At 63.2% G+C, this 19,131-nt stretch carries 7 protein-coding genes; 5 read left to right on the forward strand and 2 right to left on the reverse strand.

Features of this window, described 5'->3' with window-relative positions; genetic code table 11:
- Positions 1-115: 115 nt before the first annotated feature.
- Positions 116-2,422 carry a bifunctional salicylyl-CoA 5-hydroxylase/oxidoreductase gene (locus LZ518_RS12140; protein WP_249916239.1) on the reverse strand — a complete coding sequence of 769 codons (2,307 nt, stop codon included), beginning with the start codon at positions 2,420-2,422 and terminating at the stop codon, positions 116-118.
- Between the two features lie 640 nt (positions 2,423-3,062).
- On the opposite strand from LZ518_RS12140, the gene LZ518_RS12145 reads away from it, so the two are divergent.
- The 5 genes from LZ518_RS12145 to LZ518_RS12165 all read left to right on the forward strand — a co-directional run bounded on the left by LZ518_RS12145 (position 3,063) and on the right by LZ518_RS12165 (position 18,149).
- A complete protein-coding gene (locus LZ518_RS12145; RefSeq protein ID WP_249916240.1) occupies positions 3,063-12,155 on the forward strand; it encodes a DUF5801 repeats-in-toxin domain-containing protein in 9,093 nt (3,030 codons plus the stop codon).
- Positions 12,156-12,219: 64 nt separating this feature from the next.
- Complete coding sequence (locus LZ518_RS12150) at positions 12,220-13,683, forward strand: TolC family protein (protein ID WP_249916241.1); 1,464 nt, start codon at positions 12,220-12,222, stop codon at positions 13,681-13,683.
- A gap of 30 nt (positions 13,684-13,713) precedes the next feature.
- The gene (locus tag LZ518_RS12155; RefSeq protein WP_249916566.1) at positions 13,714-15,867 is read left to right on the forward strand and encodes a type I secretion system permease/ATPase; all 2,154 of its coding nucleotides are present in this window, start codon (positions 13,714-13,716) and stop codon (positions 15,865-15,867) included.
- Positions 15,864-16,865 (forward strand): cell wall hydrolase, encoded by a 1,002-nt coding sequence (locus LZ518_RS12160; protein ID WP_249916242.1) that lies wholly within the window; start codon positions 15,864-15,866, stop codon positions 16,863-16,865. The genes LZ518_RS12155 and LZ518_RS12160 overlap by 4 nt, the downstream gene beginning before the upstream one ends.
- A 21-nt stretch (positions 16,866-16,886) precedes the next feature.
- Positions 16,887-18,149, forward strand: a complete 1,263-nt coding sequence (locus tag LZ518_RS12165; RefSeq protein WP_249916243.1) for an HlyD family type I secretion periplasmic adaptor subunit — start codon at positions 16,887-16,889, stop codon at positions 18,147-18,149.
- Here the strand turns inward: LZ518_RS12165 and LZ518_RS12170 are convergent.
- Positions 18,146-19,084 carry a transglutaminase-like cysteine peptidase gene (locus LZ518_RS12170; RefSeq protein WP_249916244.1) on the reverse strand — a complete coding sequence of 313 codons (939 nt, stop codon included), beginning with the start codon at positions 19,082-19,084 and terminating at the stop codon, positions 18,146-18,148. The two genes, LZ518_RS12165 and LZ518_RS12170, sit on opposite strands and share 4 nt — an antisense overlap.
- Positions 19,085-19,131: the final 47 nt, after the last annotated feature.

Below are 19,131 nucleotides of genomic sequence, written 5' to 3' on the forward strand. Positions count from 1 at the left end.
CCGGTTCAATTTGAGCTGTTTTCGACCAACTGAAAAGACTCTGATTGCTGGTTGGAAGCGAAAATATCGGGTCAAGTCCCGAGACAGTTGATCCGCCTGCCACCGAACCTTGCTGCTATGCCTTCAACTCGGCCGCCTTCATTTCCGCCTCGCGTTCGAACAGGCGGGCCATTTGCGCCATTCCGCCTAGATAGGGCGGAGGCACCCATTGATCGCGGTAATTGGCCATCGCAGCGGCTCTAAGCGTCCACATCGGGTCGACCAAGTGCGGCCGGGCCAGTGCCACCAAATCGGCGCGGCCGGCGGTCAGGATGGCGTTGACCTGGTCGGGGTCGGTAATGTTGCCGACCGCCATTGTCGCGAGCCTGGCCTCGTTGCGGATCTTGTCGGAGAAGGGTGTCTGGAACAGCCGGCCATAAACCGGGTTGGCGTCGGCCCAGGTCTGGCCCGCCGAGACATCGATCAAATCGGCGCCGGCGCGGGCGAAAGCCTTGGCAATCGCCACGGCCTCGTCTGGGGTGACACCTTCGGTACCGGCCCAGTCATTGGCGGATATGCGAACCGACATCGGCCGCTCCGCCGGCCATGCCTCGCGCATCGCATCGAACAATTCGAGCGGATAGCGCAGCCGGTTTTCCAGGCTGCCGCCATATTCGTCGCTGCGGTTGTTCTGCAGCGGGGTGATGAAACTCGACAGCAGATAGCCGTGGGCGGCGTGCAACTCGACCATGTCGAACCCGGCTTCGATGCCCATTCGCACGGCCGCGACGAACTGCGCTTTGACCTCATCCATATCGCCCCGGGACATGGATCGGGGCCGCTGGTTTTCCTGCGACCAGGGGACGTCGCCGGCCGAGATGACCGGCCAATTGCCCGCGGTAAGCGGCAGATTGTCGCCTTCCCAGCCAAGCCTGGTCGACCCCTTGCCGCCCGAATGACCGAGCTGGAGGCAGATTTTCGCCTTGCTGTTGGCATGCACAAATTCGACGATCCGCTTCCACGCCGCGACCTGTTCCCCGTTCCACATGCCGGTGCAGCCGGGACTGATCCGCCCTTCCGGCGAAACGCAGGTCATCTCGGTGAAGATGAGGCCGGCGCCGCCCAGCGCGCGCGCACCCAGATGAACCAGGTGAAAGTCGCCCGGAATGCCGTCCTTCGCGGAGTACATCGCCATCGGCGAGACGACGATGCGGTTCTGAATCTCCATTTCGCGCAGCTTGAACGGCGCGAACATCGGCCAGGCAGTCTTTTCCTTGCCGGTCGCCCTGGTCCAAAAAGTCCGTTCGGTTTGCTCGAGCCAATTGTGGTCGCGCAGGCGCAGATTTTCATGGCTGATGCGCTGGGATCGGGTCAGCAGCGAATAAGCGAACTGCCACGGCTCAAAGTCGAGATAACGCTCGACCGTTTCGAACCATTCGGTCGAATTCCGGGCGCTATTCTGCAACTTGAGCACTTCGAGGTTCCGCTCTGCCTGATATTCGGCCAGCGCTTCGATCCGGTCGAGGCCGGGGCGGTTAAGCACCTCGGCCAGCTTGATCGCGTCTTCAAGCGCCAGCTTGGTGCCCGACCCGATCGAGAAATGCGCGGTGTGGGCGGCGTCGCCGAGCAAAATCAGCTTGTCGTAATGCCAACGCTCGCAAATGATCCGCCGGAATTTGAGCCACACCGCCGACCCGCGCAAATGCAAAGCGTTGCTGAGTAGCGGCTGGCCGTCGAGATATTTGGCGAAGATTCGCTCGCACAGGGCGATCGCGTCGGCCTGCTCCAGCCGATCGAAGCCAAGGCCTTGCCACGTCTCCTCGCTGCATTCGACGATGAAGGTCGAGCAGTCATCGGCGAAACGATAGGCGTGAGCCCAAATCCATCCCGCCTCGGTTTTCTCGAAAGCGAAGGTGAAAGCGTCGAACGTCTTCGGTGTGCCAAGCCAGACAAATCGATTGGCCCGCTCCTGCACGTCGACCCCGAAATGCTCGGCATAGGCTTCGCGGAAGCGGCTGTTGATGCCGTCCGCGGCGATTACCAGGTCCCAATCATTCCATGCCGCAAGGTCGGGATCGCACTCGGTATCATAGTGGATTTCGACGCCAAGCTCGCTCGCACGCCGGGCCAGGATCTCAAGCAGCCGCTTACGCCCGATGCCGATGAACCCATGCCCTGATGATCGCACGCAATGCCCATGGATATGGACGTCGATGTCGTCCCAATGAGCAAATTCGTCGGCAATGATCCGGCCGGAGACCGGGTCGTTGGCCATGAGATTTTCGACGGTCTGGTCGGAGAAGACCACGCCCCAGCCAAAGGTCACGCCTTCGGCATTGCGCTCAAAAACATGAACCTCGTGACGCGGGTCGCGAAGCTTCATCGATATGGCGAAGTAGAGGCCGGCAGGGCCCCCACCAATGCACGCAATCTTCAACCTCATCTCTCCCGTTCCGGGGCCATGCTAACGACCTGTCGGGAAGGATGCACCAGCCATCATCGATTCTGGCGGCGGACCCGAACCGGCGACTCATCCCGCCATCTCCGAGTCGCGGCGAAAATGGCTGCATTAGGGGCTGAATTTCCCAAAGCGGGACGTTTAGTCCGCAATTTTTTCCACAGCTGTCGAACTACGTGGAATCCCGGATGAATCATCGGCCCGATCCGTCCAAGGCCTTGTTAACCTTTCGGTAACCCAAGTCATAAATTTAACGCGAATTAACTTTTTGCCTATTCCGTGAATCTATTCGCAAGGCTCCTTTGCGACAGTTCACGCAAAACATATTGTATTTTCTCTTTAGATTTTCGCGTTTCGACAAATATGAACAATTATTACTTAGTAGAAGTAGCAATGTTAACCAAGAATTTCTAACGAGAAACCGCTGAATGGCCCATGTCTCTTCTGCCATGAATCCGCACAAGCTTGTAAATTTCACAATTGGGGTGTTTCTTTTGCCTTACGAGCGCGGGGGCGGTCTCGACTATTCGCGGCTGCATTAACCAATTCCGGTTAACGCATCGCCCCTGCCAGAGCGTAATTAACGCGTCGCGGGAGAGCCGCGCCGCAGCAAGGGGTAGGTGTTATGCGGTACGAAGATGCTTCCCACACGGGTGCGTTCCAGGGCCAGGGCCCGGTAGCGAACGACGATACGGATCAGCTGGCAGCCGGTTCGAAGAGCTCTGCCACTGGCAACCTGATCTCAGGTGAGGGAACCCAGACCGGTTCGACCGGCGCGGACGTCGCCACCGGCGGCCATATCACCGCCATTGCCGGCAAGGGCGGCGAAGACTCGAGCTTCGCCGGCGGCAAGCTCAGCGTCCTGGGCGAATATGGCAAGCTCAGCGTCGATGCCGAAGGCAATTATGTCTATCAGGCGAATAAGGGCGTCGAAAATGTCCGCGACCGCTTCACCTACACGCTCGCGGATAATAATGGTGCCAGTGACACCGCATCGCTGGTCGTCGAAATCGGCAAGACCCCGCTCGCCATCAAGGCCGATGCGCAACAGATCGTCGTTGGCCCCGACGGCGTAGTCACGCTGCCGGCCGGTGTTGAGCTGAGCGATGTCCATGTCGTCGGCCGCAACCTGGTTGTCGACATGCCCGACGGAACGCAGCTGATCATCCTCGACGGCGCGATCTTCGTGCCGCAGCTGGTGCTCGGCGGTGTCGAGGTTCCCTCGACCAACGTTGCCGCGCTGCTGATCGGTCAGGAAGTGGCTCCGGCCGCGGGCGAGAACGTGCCGTCGAGCGGCGGCAACTTTGCCGTTCCGCCGCCGCCGCTGGATCCGGGTGTGCCGCTTGGCGACCTGATTCCGCCGACCGAGTATAATTATATTCCGCCCGAGCCGCAGGAAGTGTTCGACATCGATGATGAAGAGCCCGAGGCCGGGGCGGCCTTTGCCGTGCTTGATGATGACGCCCAGGAAGGCGGCATTGCCGGCGGCGTCGGTGACGATGCCGGCTCCAACTTCTTCAGTGGCTCGCTGCCCGGTTCGGGCGGCGACGGCAACCTGACCTGGGACCTGCAGGCGAGCGGATCGCTGCCCGATGCAAGCTTCAGCTATGTGGAACAGCCGAACGGAGATATCTGGATCCTGCAGAATGCGGTCCATGTCATCACCGTGTCGGTCAACCCCGCTACCGGGGCCTACGAGGTCGAACAGCTGCAAGCGCTCGATCACCCGGCCGGAGGCGATGAGAACAACCTCATCTTCACTCTCAACTATTCGGTTACCGACGAAGATGGCGATACTGCCGGCGGCACGCTGACGATCAACGTCGACGACGACACGCCGACCGTTGATGTAGCCGTGGCTTCGGATGCCAATGTCGTCCTACTCACGCAGGACGCCGAGACCGATGGCGACCCGACCGATACGGATACGGACAGCACAAGCGCCGACTTCGGCGGCATCTTCTCGCACAGCAGCGCTTTCGGCGCTGACGGTCCGGGCACCGCGAATTTCAGCTATGCGCTGAGCACGACCGGCGGGGCTTCGAACCTGTCGTCGCACGGTGCGGCGATCAACCTTTACAATGTTGGCGGCGTGATCGTCGGTTCGACCGCGGCGACTGCCGGCGCGGTCAACGCGTCGAACACGATTTTCGACATTTCCGTCGACTCCGGCACCGGAGTGGTGACTCTTAATCAGTACGCCCAGATCGACCATCCGATAGCGGCCGACCCGACGCCTCCGGGCCCGGGTTATGAAGATCAGTTGGCCACCCTTGCTGATGGCGCGGTAACCCTGACTCAAACCGGCACCGTCACCGACGGCGACGGCGACACGGTCACCGACACCGCCAGCGTCGGCATCGGCGCGAACATCAAGTTCGCCGATGACGGCCCCTCGATCCGTCCGTCTCTCCATGAAGTCGGTGCGGCGGTCCTTGACGAGACTCTTCCGTCGGATAGCCCAGCGATTCCGCTGGTCGGCGGAGTAACCGCGGGCAATGATCCTGACCTCGCCGGCGGCCTCGCCATCGGCAAGGGCAGCACCAGTGACTCGGTGGTCGACGCCAACGCCGCATTCGGCGCTGACGGCCCCGCCAATGGCGGCGGAATTTCCTATGATCTCGTCGTCCTTAGCTCGGTGTCGGGCCTGACCACGACCGAAGGAACGGCGATCAATCTCGTCGAGCTTTCAAATGGCGTCGTCGTTGGTATCGTCGACGGTACCCAAACGGCCGCATTCGCGATCCAGATCGACAGCACGACCGGCATTGTCACGGTTGAGCAATATCTCAGCCTGTTCCATCCGGACGCCACCGACGCCGACGACATCGACTTCCTTGCTGAAGGTTCGCTTGGGGTCACGGTCACGGCAACCGATTTCGACCAGGACCATGTCACGTCGGAACCGGTCGACATCACCAGCCTGATCCAGTTCCACGACGATGGCCCTTCGGTGAGCCTGTCGGGAGAGGGCGAGCCTACGCTGATCGTCGACGAGACGAACTTGGGCGGTGATGCCGGACCGACCAGCTTTGCCGGCCTGTTCAACTTCGACTTCGGGGCGGACGGCCCCGCGTCGAGCGACTCAATCCAGTTCAACCTCGGATTCAATCCGGGCAGCACTGGCCTGGTCGACTCGCAGAGCGGTCTGCCCGTTGTGCTGTCGCTCGAGAGCGGCGAGGTCGTTGGCCGCGCCGGCGTCGGCGGCGAGATCGTCTTCACGATCAGCGTCAATGCCGCCGGCGGCGTTTCGCTCGACCAGGCGCGCGCGGTTATCCACGCCGATCCGAACGATCCGAACGACGACATCACGTTCAGCGATGACAATCTGATCACGCTCAGCGCGACGATCACCGACGGGGACGGCGACCAGGCATCGATCGGCACGCCGATCGCCATCGCCCAGGACTTCCACTTCCTCGACGACGCCCCCGATGCGCAGGTGGACCTGCAGGCGACACTCGACACGCTGGTCGTCGACGAGACTCGTCCGGTCGGCCAGGAAACCGACGGCGACAGCAACCCGGCTGGTTTGGTGAGTGCTACCGCCAACTTTGCAGACAATTTCGTCGCGCCGATCGACTATGGCAACGATGGACCCGGCAACACGGCCTATTCGCTGTCGCTGAGCGGCGCCAACGTTCACTCGGGCATCTACGCGCTCGACGCGTCCGACACGACCACGCTGGACGGCGACGGCATCGGCCAGGGCGACGAGATCCTGCTCAACGTCAACGGGCCGGGTACGCTGATCACGGGTGCCGTGAACGGCACAACCTATTTCACGATCGCGATCAATCCCGCGACGGGCTTGGTGACCTTCACGCAGGTCAACAATGTCTGGCACGGCAACACCGGCAATGACGACGACACGTCGACGCTCAATGCCACGGCCGGATCGGTCAAGGTCAACCAGACCGTAACCGATGCCGACGGCGACCATGACACGGCCTCGGTCGATGTCAGCCAAGGCGTGTTCCAGATCGAGGATGACGGTCCCAACGCGGCGGTCAATCCGCAGGCGGCGCTGGACACGCTGGTGCTCGACGAAACCCGTCCGGTCGGCCAGGAAACCGACGGCGACAGCAACCCGGCCGGTCTTGCGACCACCACGGCCAACTTCGCCGACAATTTCATGGCTCCGGTCAGCTACGGCACCGACGGTGCCGGAAGCACGGTCTATTCGCTGGTACTGAACGGCAGCAATGTCGCTTCCGGCCTCTATGCGCTCGATCCGTCGGACACCTCGGCGGTCGGCGACGGAATCGGCCAGGGCGACCAGATCCTGCTCAACATCAATGGGGCAGGCACGCTGATCACCGGTGCCGTGAATGGCACCACCTATTTCACGATCAGCATCAATCAGTCCACCGGCGTGGTGACCTTCACCCAGGTCAACAATATCTGGCACAGCAACACCGGCAATGACGACGACACGTCGACGCTCAACGCCTCGGCCGGCTCGGTCTTGGTGCAGCAGACGGTGACCGATGCCGACGGCGACCATGACAGCGCCACGGTGGATGTCAGCGCCGGCGTCTTCCAGATCGAAGACGATGGCCCCAATGCCCAGGTCAACACCGGTGCTCCGGCCGATACTCTGGTGCTCGACGAGACCCGTCCGGTCGGCCAGGAAACCGACGGCGACAGCAACCCTGCCGGTCTCGGGACCGTCACGGCCAGCTTCGCGGACAACTTCGTCGGTGCCGGCGTCTACGGCACGGATGGTCCGGGCAATACTGCCTATTCGCTTGTCCTGAACGGCAGCAACGTCGCCTCCGGACTCTATGCGCTGGATCCCACCGACACTTCAGCGGTCGGCGACGGCATCGGCCAGGGCGACCAGATCCTGCTCAACATCAATGGAGCAGGCACGCTGATCACCGGCGCGGTCAACGGCACCACTTACTTCACGATCGCCATTGATCCGGCAACCGGCGTGGTGACCTTCACGCAGGTCAACAATGTCTGGCACAGCAATACCGGCAACGACGACGATACGTCGACGCTCAATGCCGGTACCGGCTCGGTACTGGTCCAGCAGACGATCACGGATGCGGACGGCGATCATGACAGCGCGTCGATCGACGTCAGTGCCGGAGTCTTCCAGATCGAGGACGACGGCCCCGACGCATCGGTCAACAATGCGGTTCCGGTCGATACTCTGGTGCTCGACGAAAGCCGTCCGATCGGCCAGGATCCGGTGGGCGACAACGCCCCTGCGGGTCTCGCGACGATCACGGCCAACTTTGCCGACAATTTCAACGGCCCGGCCCACTACGGCACGGATGGCGCAGGCAATACTGCCTATTCGCTGTCGTTGAGCGGGCCGAACGTCAACTCGGGCCTCTATGCGCTCGATCCGACCGACACTTCGGCGGTCGGCGACGGCATCGGCCAGGGATCGCAGATCCTGCTCAACATCAACGGTGCAGGCACGCTGATCACCGGCGCGGTCAATGGAACGACCTATTTCACGATCGCCATCGATCCGGCGACGGGTGTCGTCACCTTCACCCAGGTCAACAATATCTGGCATCCGAATACCGCCAGCGGCGACGATACGGCGACCCTGACTGCGCTTGCCAACTCGGTACTCGTCAACCAGACGGTGACCGACGCCGACGGCGATCATGACACCGCGTCGATCGATGTCAGCACCGGCGTGTTCCAGGTCGAGGACTCCGGTCCGACGGCGCAAAACGACACCGACTCGATCCTTGGTGGCAACGGTCCCGCGACCGGCAACGTCATCACCGGTATCGAAGTCGCGGTCGCGGAAGATGCCAACAACCAGGACGGCGTCGCCGACAGTGTCGGCACAGACTCCCCTGGCCGCATCAGCCATATCGACCATGCCAGCTCGCCCGACGTGGACGTGCCGGCCGGCGGGTCGGTCCAGATCCTGGGCGACCACGGCACGCTGACCATCTACTCGAATGGCGACTACAGCTACCTGCGGACCGACAATGTCGGCGGCGTCAGCGACACGTTCACCTATACGCTGATGGATGCCGACGGCGATACGGTCACCGCAACGCTGACCATCGGCATCCAGGATAATTTCCCGAACCTGGCTGATCCCGACCTAATCCGCCTGGATGACGATGTCATCCCGGCTAAGGGCGGCAATCTGGACGGTCCGGGCGATGACGATCCCGACACGGTTCCGGGCAACGTCGTCAACGGCCAGCTTAACGGTACGGGCGGCGACGGCGACCTGGATTACTCGTTCACTGGCGTCAACACGCTGCCGACAGGCTTCACCATCGGTGCGGCCAGCGATGCGGACACGCTCCTCATCGTCCAGCAGCAGAACGGCAGCCCGGTGACGGTCATGACGATCCAGCTCGACCTCGAGACTGGCGCCTTCTCCGTCACTCAGAACAATCCAATCCTGCACGACCCGACCAATCCGGGGGCGGGCGCGGGCCAGTCGGGCAACTTCGAGGATAATCTGACCTTCTCGATCGGCGTTCAGGTCAATGACGCGGACAATGACGTGGAGCCGGCGACAATCACGATCAACGTCGACGACGATACGCCGACGATCAACGTGACCCAGACCGGCGAGTCCTCGGTGCTGCTCACCACGGACGATGCCCAGACGATTGGCGCAAACAGCGACACGGCGGTGACCGTTAGCGGTAACTTCGCCGGTGTGTTCGGGCTGACCCAGTCGGCCGGTGCCGACGGTACCAACACTCCTGCGACCCTGGGATTTGCGCTTGGCGTTTCCGCGCCTGGCGTCGACTCCCTGCTGAATTCGCATGGCGCCGACATCCACCTGTTCCTGATTGCCGGAAAGGTGGTCGGTTCTACGGCGGCAAGCGCGGGCTTGGTAGATGCCGGCAACACCATCTTCGACGTTTCGGTAGACTCTGGCGGCATCGTCACGCTGACCCAGTATCAGCAGATCGATCACGCGGTTGAGAATCCGAGCGGACCTCCGTTCAACGATCAGCTGGCCACCCAAATGGTCGACAGCCTGATCACCCTGACGGCGTCGGCGACGCTGACCGACAAGGACGGCGACACGGTGACGGATAGCGAGGTTGCCAATATCGCAGCCAACCTGCGCTTCACCGACGATGGCCCGGATGCGGCTCTCAGCGCGACTGCGGTCGGATCGGTGACGCTCGACGAAACTCGGGCGGAAGGCACCGATACGACTGGCGGCACGCTTCCGAACGGCGATGCCTCGGCGACGATCGACTTCTCGGTCAACTTCGTGAACGGCGCGAGCGTGAACTACGGTGCCGACGGCGCTGGCAGCACGGTCTACAAGTTGGCGCTCACCGGCTCCAACGTGAACTCGGGCCTGTACGCGCTCGACGGCACGGACACCGAGACGGTGATCGACGGCTACGGCCAGGGCTCGCAGATCGTGCTCAACATCAACGGCGCGGGCACGCTGATCACCGGCGCGGTCAATGGAACCACCTACTTCACGATCGCCATCGATACGGCGACGGGCGTGGTGACGTTCACCCAGGTCAACAACATCTGGCATCCGGTCGCGGGTACCACCGGGGCCGCGCTGGACGACCTGGCGACGCTCAACACGGCAACGGCCGACCTGATGAAGGTCATCCAGACCGTGACCGACTTCGATGGCGACACCGACACTGCCGAAATCAACATCGGCCGCGGCGTGTTCAACATCCAGGACGACGGTCCCCGGACCTTCGATCCGGAAGCGATCGGCACCGGCGAGCTGTTCAACGAAGCAGGCTCCTCGGCCACCGCCGACCTCGATGTCGATGCCAACATCAATAACAATGTCGGCACCGATACGCCGGGCCTGGTGCAGTTCGCAAACATCGTCAATGGCGATGACAGCGGCTTCACTTCGGGCGGCGACGAGATCGACTATTGGCTGTCGAACAACGGTCAGACCCTCCAGGGCCGGACCAACAGCACCAACGGCACGGATGGCGAGCTTGTCTTCACCGTACAGCTCAACCAGGGCGCCGGCACCTATACGGTGACGATGGAAGGTACGATCGACAATGGCGCTGGCGTTTCGTTCGATAACCTGACCAGCTCGAAGGCCGGCAACCTCGATGTTCGGGCGGTGGGTGATCTCGACCCGAACAATCCGGTCGACCTGATCCTGACGGCGTCGGCGAGCGGCAACAATGCGACGATCAACACCAGCTCCTCGACGGTCGGCGCGGCCAACCAGTCGATGGACCAGGGCGAAACCGTTCGCATCGACTTCGTCGAAAATGCGGTGGCCAACGCAGCCAAGGCGAATGGCTTCAGCTACGACGGTCATATCGGCACCAAGGAATACATCCAGCTGATCCCGCAGGTTCAGGGGTCTCAGACCGAGACTGTTGCCTTCCGCGTCTACGCTCTGAATACCTCGAATGCCGATACTGCGGTGATTGACGATACCCCGGTTGGTGCCAACCCCGCATTCTCGGATGCGAGCACTGTCGCGATCACGACGGTCACGATCGACGGCTATAACGACGGCCCCGATGACGGGACGCCAAACGAGCCGGCGGTGACCGTCGCCCTTGGGCCGGTCAATACTTGGACGACGGTTGCCTATGGCGTCTACGCCCGGTTGGAATCGGATGGATCGGTGACGTTCACCGGTGTCCAGGAAGGCGATCGCTACGGCATCTCGACCGGCACTGATTTCAACGCGCTTGCGGTCACGTCGCTTGCGACGGGCATCGGTCCGGCAGGGCATCTGTCGACTACGAACAGCTTCGATCTTGGCGTGTTCGCGATCGGCCAGGTCGATACCGGCGATCCCATCAACCTGGCGTTCGACCTGAAGCTGACTGACGCGGACGGCGACTCGGTTGTCGTGACCGACGCGCTGCAGATTCAGATCGATCCGGCAGCGGATGCGCCTGGATTCGCCGCGACGTCCTTCTCGACGATGGATGCCAAGACCATCAGCGGTGACAGCTTCTCGAACCTGTCGTTCACCTCGAACGACAATGGGAAGCTGGGCGGCCTGGGCGGAAACGGTAACGGCTTCGGCAACGGCAACAACCTCGGCGTCACCTCGGCGATGGTTGCGGCCTCGGGCTTCGCGGCAATGTCGACGACGGCGCTGCACAGCTTCGACCAGCCGACGCTGGCCAATATGGCGCACGAGCAGTTCCAGCTGAGCTCGACCCGCTTCTCGGGCCGAGAGGACTTCAGCGGATCGCAGATCTCGGCCAAGTCGTTCGGCCATGAGACGATGCAGCTGGTGAACGATGTGGCTCCGGCCACTTCGGGCCACAGCTTCACCGCCAGCCAGAGCGGCGGGCATGCGCTCGACGTTGCGTCGGCGATCCACACGGCTCCGACCTTCAACATGAATGTCGTCGCCGACCATGGACCGGCAATGCACGGAGCTGGGGCAATGCCGATCGCACCGACGGTGGCGATGGTCTCGGCCCAGGCACTGCAGGCAGCGAACCTGGCCGGTCATGGCGAGCATGACAGCTCGACCGCCGGCAAGATCGTTGCCGAGGTCCTGGCCCAGGGCAATGCGCCGGCAGTGGTCGACGCGGTGCTTAACGCAATCCACGGCGGAAACGGCGGCGATGCGGCACTTGTCACTTTGGCAAGTCACGCGGGCACCAACGTGCCGGCTTGGGACATGGCGATGCAGGGGGCTTTCGGCCCGGGCAGCGACATGATGATGAAGATGGGTGCGGAAATGCTCCATCACGACGCGGTTCAGCCGGCTCACAACGGCTAACCAAGGTAGCGGCCCTCCCTGGTGGACGGGGAGGGTCTTTGCCTCTGACCAGAAGGGGGAAGACATGACAAGGAAGCACTGGACGACGATCGTTCCCGGGGCGGTGCTGCTCTGCACATCGCCTGCATATGCGGTCGATCTGAGAGAGGCCGTCCAGGCCGCTCTCAATACCAACCCGGAAATCCGGCAGGCGGTGAGCAACAAGCTGGCCACCAAGGAAGAGCGGAAACAGGCCGAAGGCCTGTGGTATCCGACCGTCTCCGTCGAGGGATCGGCCGGACTTCGCGAACTGCGTAACCCAACCCGTCGCGACCTCAACATCGCCAACGATCGGCTTGAGCCGATCGAAGGCTTCGTGATCGCCGACCAGCTGCTGTGGAATAGCGGCGGCCGTGTCGCCGAGATCAAGCGGCAGGCTTCGCGCACCGACGCGGCAGCGGCCCGGATCGAAGAGCGTAGCGAATTCGTCGCGCTCAACGTCAGCCGTGCCTATATCGACTATCTGCTGCAACAGCGGCTGGTAGCCATTGCCCGCGACAATGCGACCTTCCACGAACGGCTTGCCGGCGACTTGCGCGAAGGCGTTGCCCGGGGATCGATCTCGGTCGCCGACCAGCAACAGGCCGAAGAGCGGCTGCAAGCTGCGCGGACCCGCATAACCGAGGCCAATGAGGACCTCGATACGGCGGCGATCCAGTTCCAGACGCTGACCGGCGTTCCGATCGATGCGGTCAACATGCCGCCCGATCTGTCGGCCAATATGCCGGCCAGTCTGCCGGAGGCCGAAGAGGCCGCTCGGCAGAACAACCCGCGCGTCCAGGAAGCGATCGCCGATCTCAATACCTCCAAGGAAGAGATCAAGACCGCTCAGGCACTGTTGGGACCGCGCTTCAACGCCGAAGCCAGTGCCCGCTACGGCGACGACATCGACGGCTTCCAGGGCCGGACCAGCGACCTCACGGCTCGCGTGGTTATGCGCTGGAAGATCTTCGACGGTTTCGCCAACACAGCCAATGTCCGTGAGCAGAAGGAACGCGCCGACGAGACGCATAACCGGCTGTTCCAGCGGACCCGCCAGGCGGAAGAAGATGTGCGTTCTGCGTGGAGCCGCCTGACCAACCAATCGCGGCTGGTCGGCGAGCTTGAAACGCAAAGCCGCGTGACGGACGACCTGCTGCTGTCCTATCGGGAGCAGTTCAATGTCGGCCGGCGCTCGCTGCTTGACGTGCTGGATGCGCAGAACACGCGCTTCAATGTCCAGGCTTCGCTGGAAACGGCCCGGATGTCCAAGCTCTATGCGCAGTATCGCGTGTTGGCGGCTTCCAACCGGCTGATCGACGCGCTCGGCGTGCAAATGCCGGCCGAGGCGGTGATGAACCAGCGCGACAAGTTCCACGTCAATCCAATCCCGCCGGAAGACCGGCAGGAAAATAGCATCCCGTATCCGGTCATGGGACCGCCCGCATCCGCGGCGGCGCCTGCGCCGGTCGAACCGGCTCCCGAGCCGGCTCCAACGGGCGGCCAGTAACAGGTATGAAGGGGACGGGTGTTGAGTATCATGCATTGGCTGGATTCCACGCCGTCGCGTGAGATTGACCCTGTCCTCGACTGCCTGACTTTCCTCGCGCGCCGCGCAGACAGGCCGTCTTCCCCGGTCTTGCTGCGCGCGGGGTTGGCGCTTTCGGCCACGGGCACATTGCCGTTCCACCAGATCGAGCCTGCGCTCGATCAAGTGGGAATGCGTGGTGAGCCCGTGGCTCGCCGCCGCCTTGCCGGATGGCGGCTGCAACAGCTTCCGGCAATCGTCGAACTCAACGACGATCGGGCCATCGTCCTCATCGAAATGAAAGCGGGCGAAGCCCTGGTCTACGCGCCAGGCACCGCCGAGCCGATGTGGGTTCCCACCAGCGACCTCGAAGAGGCCTTCACCGGCCAGGCGGTGGCGGTAGAGCTTGATCCTACCGCGGAACGCGCCGGGGAGCGTCCATGGGACAAAGCCCGCCGGACCCATTGGTTCTGGTCCGAGGTGTGGAAAGTCCGCAAGGAATTCTGGCCGGTCCTGCTTGCCGCGTTGATCGTCAACCTGCTGGCGCTGGCCGTGCCGCTGTTCACGATGAACGTCTACGATCGCGTGATCCCGAACAAGGCCATTTCGACGCTTTGGGTGCTGGCGTTTGGCGTGATGCTGGCGCTCGGTTTCGACTATACGCTTCGGGTCGCCCGCGGCCAGCTGGTCGATGAGATCGGCCGGCGCCTCGACGCCAAATATTCGCAGAAGCTGTTCGAAAAAGTGATGAACCTGCCGATGGCCGAGCGTCAGGGCTCGACCGGAGCGTTCGCCAAGCGGGTCAGCGAATATGAAGGAGTCCGCGACTTTTTCGCATCGACTTCTGTCGTCCTGCTGGTCGACATCTCCTTCCTGCTGATCTTCCTGGTGCTAATCACCGTCCTCGCCGGGCCGCTGGTGCTGGTGCCGATCTTCGGCATCGTCGCCATGCTGATCGCCGGCGTCACTCTCCAGAAGCGGATGGCCGGCGCCGCGCAGGACGCCCAGGCCGACAGTTCGCTGCAGCATAGCGTGCTGGTCGAATCCATCGCCGGCATCGAAACGCTCAAGGCCTCGCGCGCGGAAGGGCAAATGCTCGGCCGCTGGCGCCGCTACGCCTCCATGTCGGCCGCCACGCAGGAGAAGATGCGCAGGCTGACGGCAATCGCGGTCAACCTGGCCTCGGTCAGCCAGCAGGCGATCAGCGTCGGGCTGGTGATCGGCGGCTTCTATTTGTTCAACGAGGGCAAGATCACGATGGGCGCGATCATCGCCATCGTCATGCTGGCAGGCCGTGCAATGTCGCCGATCGGCCAGTTCGCCTTCCTCATCACCCGCGCCCGTCAGTCGATGACGACCCTGGATTCCCTGCAGCGGATGATGGAAGCGACCGACGAACGGCAAGTCGCCGCGCGCAGCATCGTGCCGGAAATCCGCGTCGGGCATATCGAGCTGAAAGACGCCAGCTTCCGTTATCCGGGCGCCAGCGTCGATAGCCTGTCCAGCCTCAACCTCAAGGTCGAGCCGGGCGAACGGATCGCGATCATCGGCCGGGTTGCCTCGGGCAAATCGACGCTTGGCCGGCTGATGTGCGGCCTCTATGCCCCAACCGATGGCGAGATGCTGGTCGATGGCCTCGACAGCCGCCAATATCATCCGCATCAATTGCGCGACAGTTTCCGGTTCGTCGGCCAGGACGCCGAGCTGTTTTCCGGTTCGGTTCGCGACAATTTGATGCTTGGTGCGGCGGGCGCCGAAGACCAGCAGCTGATCGACGCGGTGGTCCGTTCGGGTGCCGACATCTTCCTGTCGCGCGATGCCGCCGGGTTCGACCGGCCGGTCGGAGAGCGCGGTTCACTGCTCTCCGGCGGTCAGCGATCGCTGCTGGTGCTGGCCCGGGCGCTGGTGTCGCCGTCGAAGCTGCTGTTCCTCGACGAGCCGACCGGCGCGATGGACACCCAGACCGAACTTTATTTCATCGAGAAGCTGAAGGGCGCATTGGCCAAGGACCAGGCACTGGTCGTATCGACCCATCGTCACAACATGCTTTCGATCTGCGACCGGCTGATCGTGATCGATGCCGGCAAGATCCTTGCCGACGGTCCGCGCGACCAGGTCCTCGGCAAGCTTTCGGCGGCCGCCCAGCAGCCGGAGGCGGGGCAATGACCCTTTCCCGCAACTTCGGGCTAGGCCGGCGCAATTTCGGCTTTGCCGTGGCGGCTTTGCTCGGCGCGGTGGTCGGCGGCACCACCTTGCCGATCCAACCCGATGCGGCGTCGGCGACGGTCACCATCGCACCGGCCGTTGCCGCGTCGCTCATGGCCGCCACGTCGGGACAGCATCTGGTCGAGAACCGGGCGATCGGCGATCAGGCAAAGCTGATCAACGCGGCAATGCCGTTCAGCGGAGCGCCGGTGCTTGCATCGCGCCCGTTCGACCTCTCCAATTCCGATCCGCTCGATCGGCGCCGGGCGCTGCTCTGCATGACCCAGGCCGTTTATTACGAAGCCGGATTCGAATCGCTTGAAGGCCGCCAGGCGGTTGCCCAGGTAGTGATCAATCGCCTCCGCCATCCGGCTTTCCCGAAGTCGGTGTGCGGTGTCGTCTATCAAGGCGCCCGCGATCCGGTCTGCCAGTTCAGTTTCGTCTGCGATGGATCGCTCTATCGCCGGCCGGCACTACACGCGTGGAAGGAAGCCGAGCAGGTTGCCGCCGCCGCATTGGACGGGTTCGTCGACCGCTCGGTCGGAGCCGCCACCCACTATCACGCTGACTATGTCGCGCCCTATTGGGCTCCGCGACTGGCCAAGATCGTCCAGATCGGCGCGCACATTTTCTACCGCTGGCCGGGCGCCTGGGGTTCCACCGCAGCCTTCACCGGCCGCTATATCGGTGAGCCGGCCGATCCGCTGTCGCTTCGTCCGCCGCTGCGGCAGGCGGTACTGACCGATGGCAGCGTCGTTCCGGTGGAGGATCCGGCACTTGCCGGGCCGCCCATTCCGCGTGCCGAAAACGATGTCGGCGGATTGCTCGACACGACCAAGGGGTGGACCCTCAATATCCCGATGCCGTCGGAAAGCGGATCGGCGACCAAATCGGTTGCCGATCATCAGCAGACCAAGGCTCCGGAACCGGCGGCTCCGGTTGTTCTGGCGGCGCGCTAGTAAACGAATAGGTTCGGACCAATGGCAACGCTTCCTTTCCAGACTCCCGCTAGCAAGCGGCGGCGCGAGCCCCTGACCGGGGCCCGGCTGATCATCGTCGCGGTGTCGGTCGGATTTGGCCTGTTCCTGCTGTGGGCAAGCCTGGCCCAGGTGGATGAAGTCACCAAGGGCCAGGGCAAGGTCATCCCGTCGAGCAAGATCCAGCTGATCCAGTCGTCGACCCCGGCGACCGTCGCGGAATTGCTGGTCCGGTCGGGCCAGCGCGTCACGAAGGGCCAGTTGCTGGCCAGGCTCGACAATCCTGAAAATCGCTCGATCGAGGCCGAAACCGAAGCATTGCAGGCCAGGTCCGCCCGTCTGGAGGCGGAAGGGAACGGGTCCTCGACGTCAGTCGGCGGCGAAGAGGCCACGTTGAGCGCGGTTCGACGCCAGGCACTTTCCAGCCGGGTCGCCGCGCTGCGCTCTTCGGCCGAGCAGCGCCGCCGCGAGGGAGCGGAGGCCGCCGCGACAATCAGCTCCCTGTCGCGCAGCCTGGTCCTGGCGCAGGAAAATGTGGATCGGCTGGCGCCGCTGGCGGCGAAGAACATCGTTCCGCAGACCGAGCTATCCACCGCGCAGCGGGAAGTGGTCGACCTGCAAGGCCGGATCGCCGCCGCCCGTGAACAGCAGGGCCGGGCGATGGCCGCGGTGAGCGAAGCGAACAGCCAGGCCAGCGAAGCCTCCTTCACCTTCCGCCAGGAAGCGCTCAACGAGGCCAGCCAGGTCAATCAAAAGATCGCAGTCAACGAGCAGTCCTTGCGCGGCGTCGGCGGCCAGTCGGGCCGGCTGGAACTGCGCTCGCCGGTCGACGGCGTCGTCAACGACGTGCAGGTCACCACTATTGGCGGGTTCGTCCAGGCCGGCGAGAAGGTGATGGAAGTGGTGCCGATGGGCGACAAGCTGCTCGTCGAGACCCGGGTCAAGCCAAGCGACATCGCCTTCATCAAGGTTGGCGACAAGGCGCTGGTCAAGGTTACCGCCTATGACTTCTCCTCCTATGGCGGGCTTGACGGCAAAGTCGTCCGCGTATCGGCCGACAGCATCTATGACGAAGCCGAGCGGCAGGCCTATTTTATCGTCATCGTCGAGACCAATCGCAGTTTCCTGACCGCGGCCGGCCGCAAGCTGCCGATCACGCCCGGCATGATGACCGACACGCAGATCATTACCGGCCGCAAGAGCGTGCTCAGCTATTTGCTGAAACCGGTTTTGAAGGCACGCAGCGACGCGCTGCGCGAGCGCTAGAGGCTGACGACCGCCGGGACCAGGCTGGCGGTTTCCCGAACCACGTCCGGAAGGTCGCCCTCACCAGACGACGGCTCGAACGTTGCCTCGGCAAGGACCACCGGGGCAGCAACCCGGTTGCTGGCATAGATCATCGGCGGCATGTCACGGCGATAGCCATGCGTATAGGCATGGCCGGCGGTGAAGGTCAGAACCGGCCGGTAATCCTGGATGTCGCTTGAATCGACGATCCGGTCGGTGCCGTTGTCGAGGACCAGGAAGCGGCCGGCCGCGCGCACTACCAATACGGCATGGTCGGCGCGGCGGGTCAGGTCCTTCAGCACCACCAGGTATAGGTCCTTTTCGGCCACGCCGGCGGCGCGCAGCATGGCGCGCTTGGCCAGCGCGAAGTCCTCGCAGTCGCCACGGCCGCGCGACAGCGTCTCCGACGCCGCCATCCAGCGATCGGCGACACCGAACTGGATCCGATCGTCGACGAAGCGGACTCGCGAATTGACGTAGCTGTTGACCGCCTCGAGCTTGGCGATGATGCCCTCGTCGCGCAGCGAGGCGGCGAAGGCGCCGGCGTTTCCACCGACGCCTGCCCCCGCAACCTTGTTCCAGCGCGCATCGAGCGGGCTCCGGCCAATCGCCAGTGCGACGCTGTTGAATATGTCGGGCCGATCGGTTGAGATCGGTCCACGATCATATGTCATCACCGCTGACCGGATCGGCGCGCCGCGGCCGGAGGGTTCGACATGGCTGCTATACAGCGGCCGTCCCCCCTGTTGGGAGGTGATTGCCGCCAAGGCGCTCGGTGCCCCACCAAGGATCGCCTCGGTCTTCGTCATCGACCGGTAAGAGCCATTGACGACCTGCGCCTGGGCCGGAACGGCGAGCGCGACCACGGCGAGGCCGGGGAGGATGCGTCGAGCGAAGCAAGCGGCGTTGTTCATGCCCTGCTTTTCGCAGGACAAGGAAAAAACAGCCTTAAATCACTAGG

Source organism: Sphingomonas brevis, assembly GCF_023516505.1.
Classification (GTDB): domain Bacteria; phylum Pseudomonadota; class Alphaproteobacteria; order Sphingomonadales; family Sphingomonadaceae; genus Sphingomicrobium; species Sphingomicrobium breve.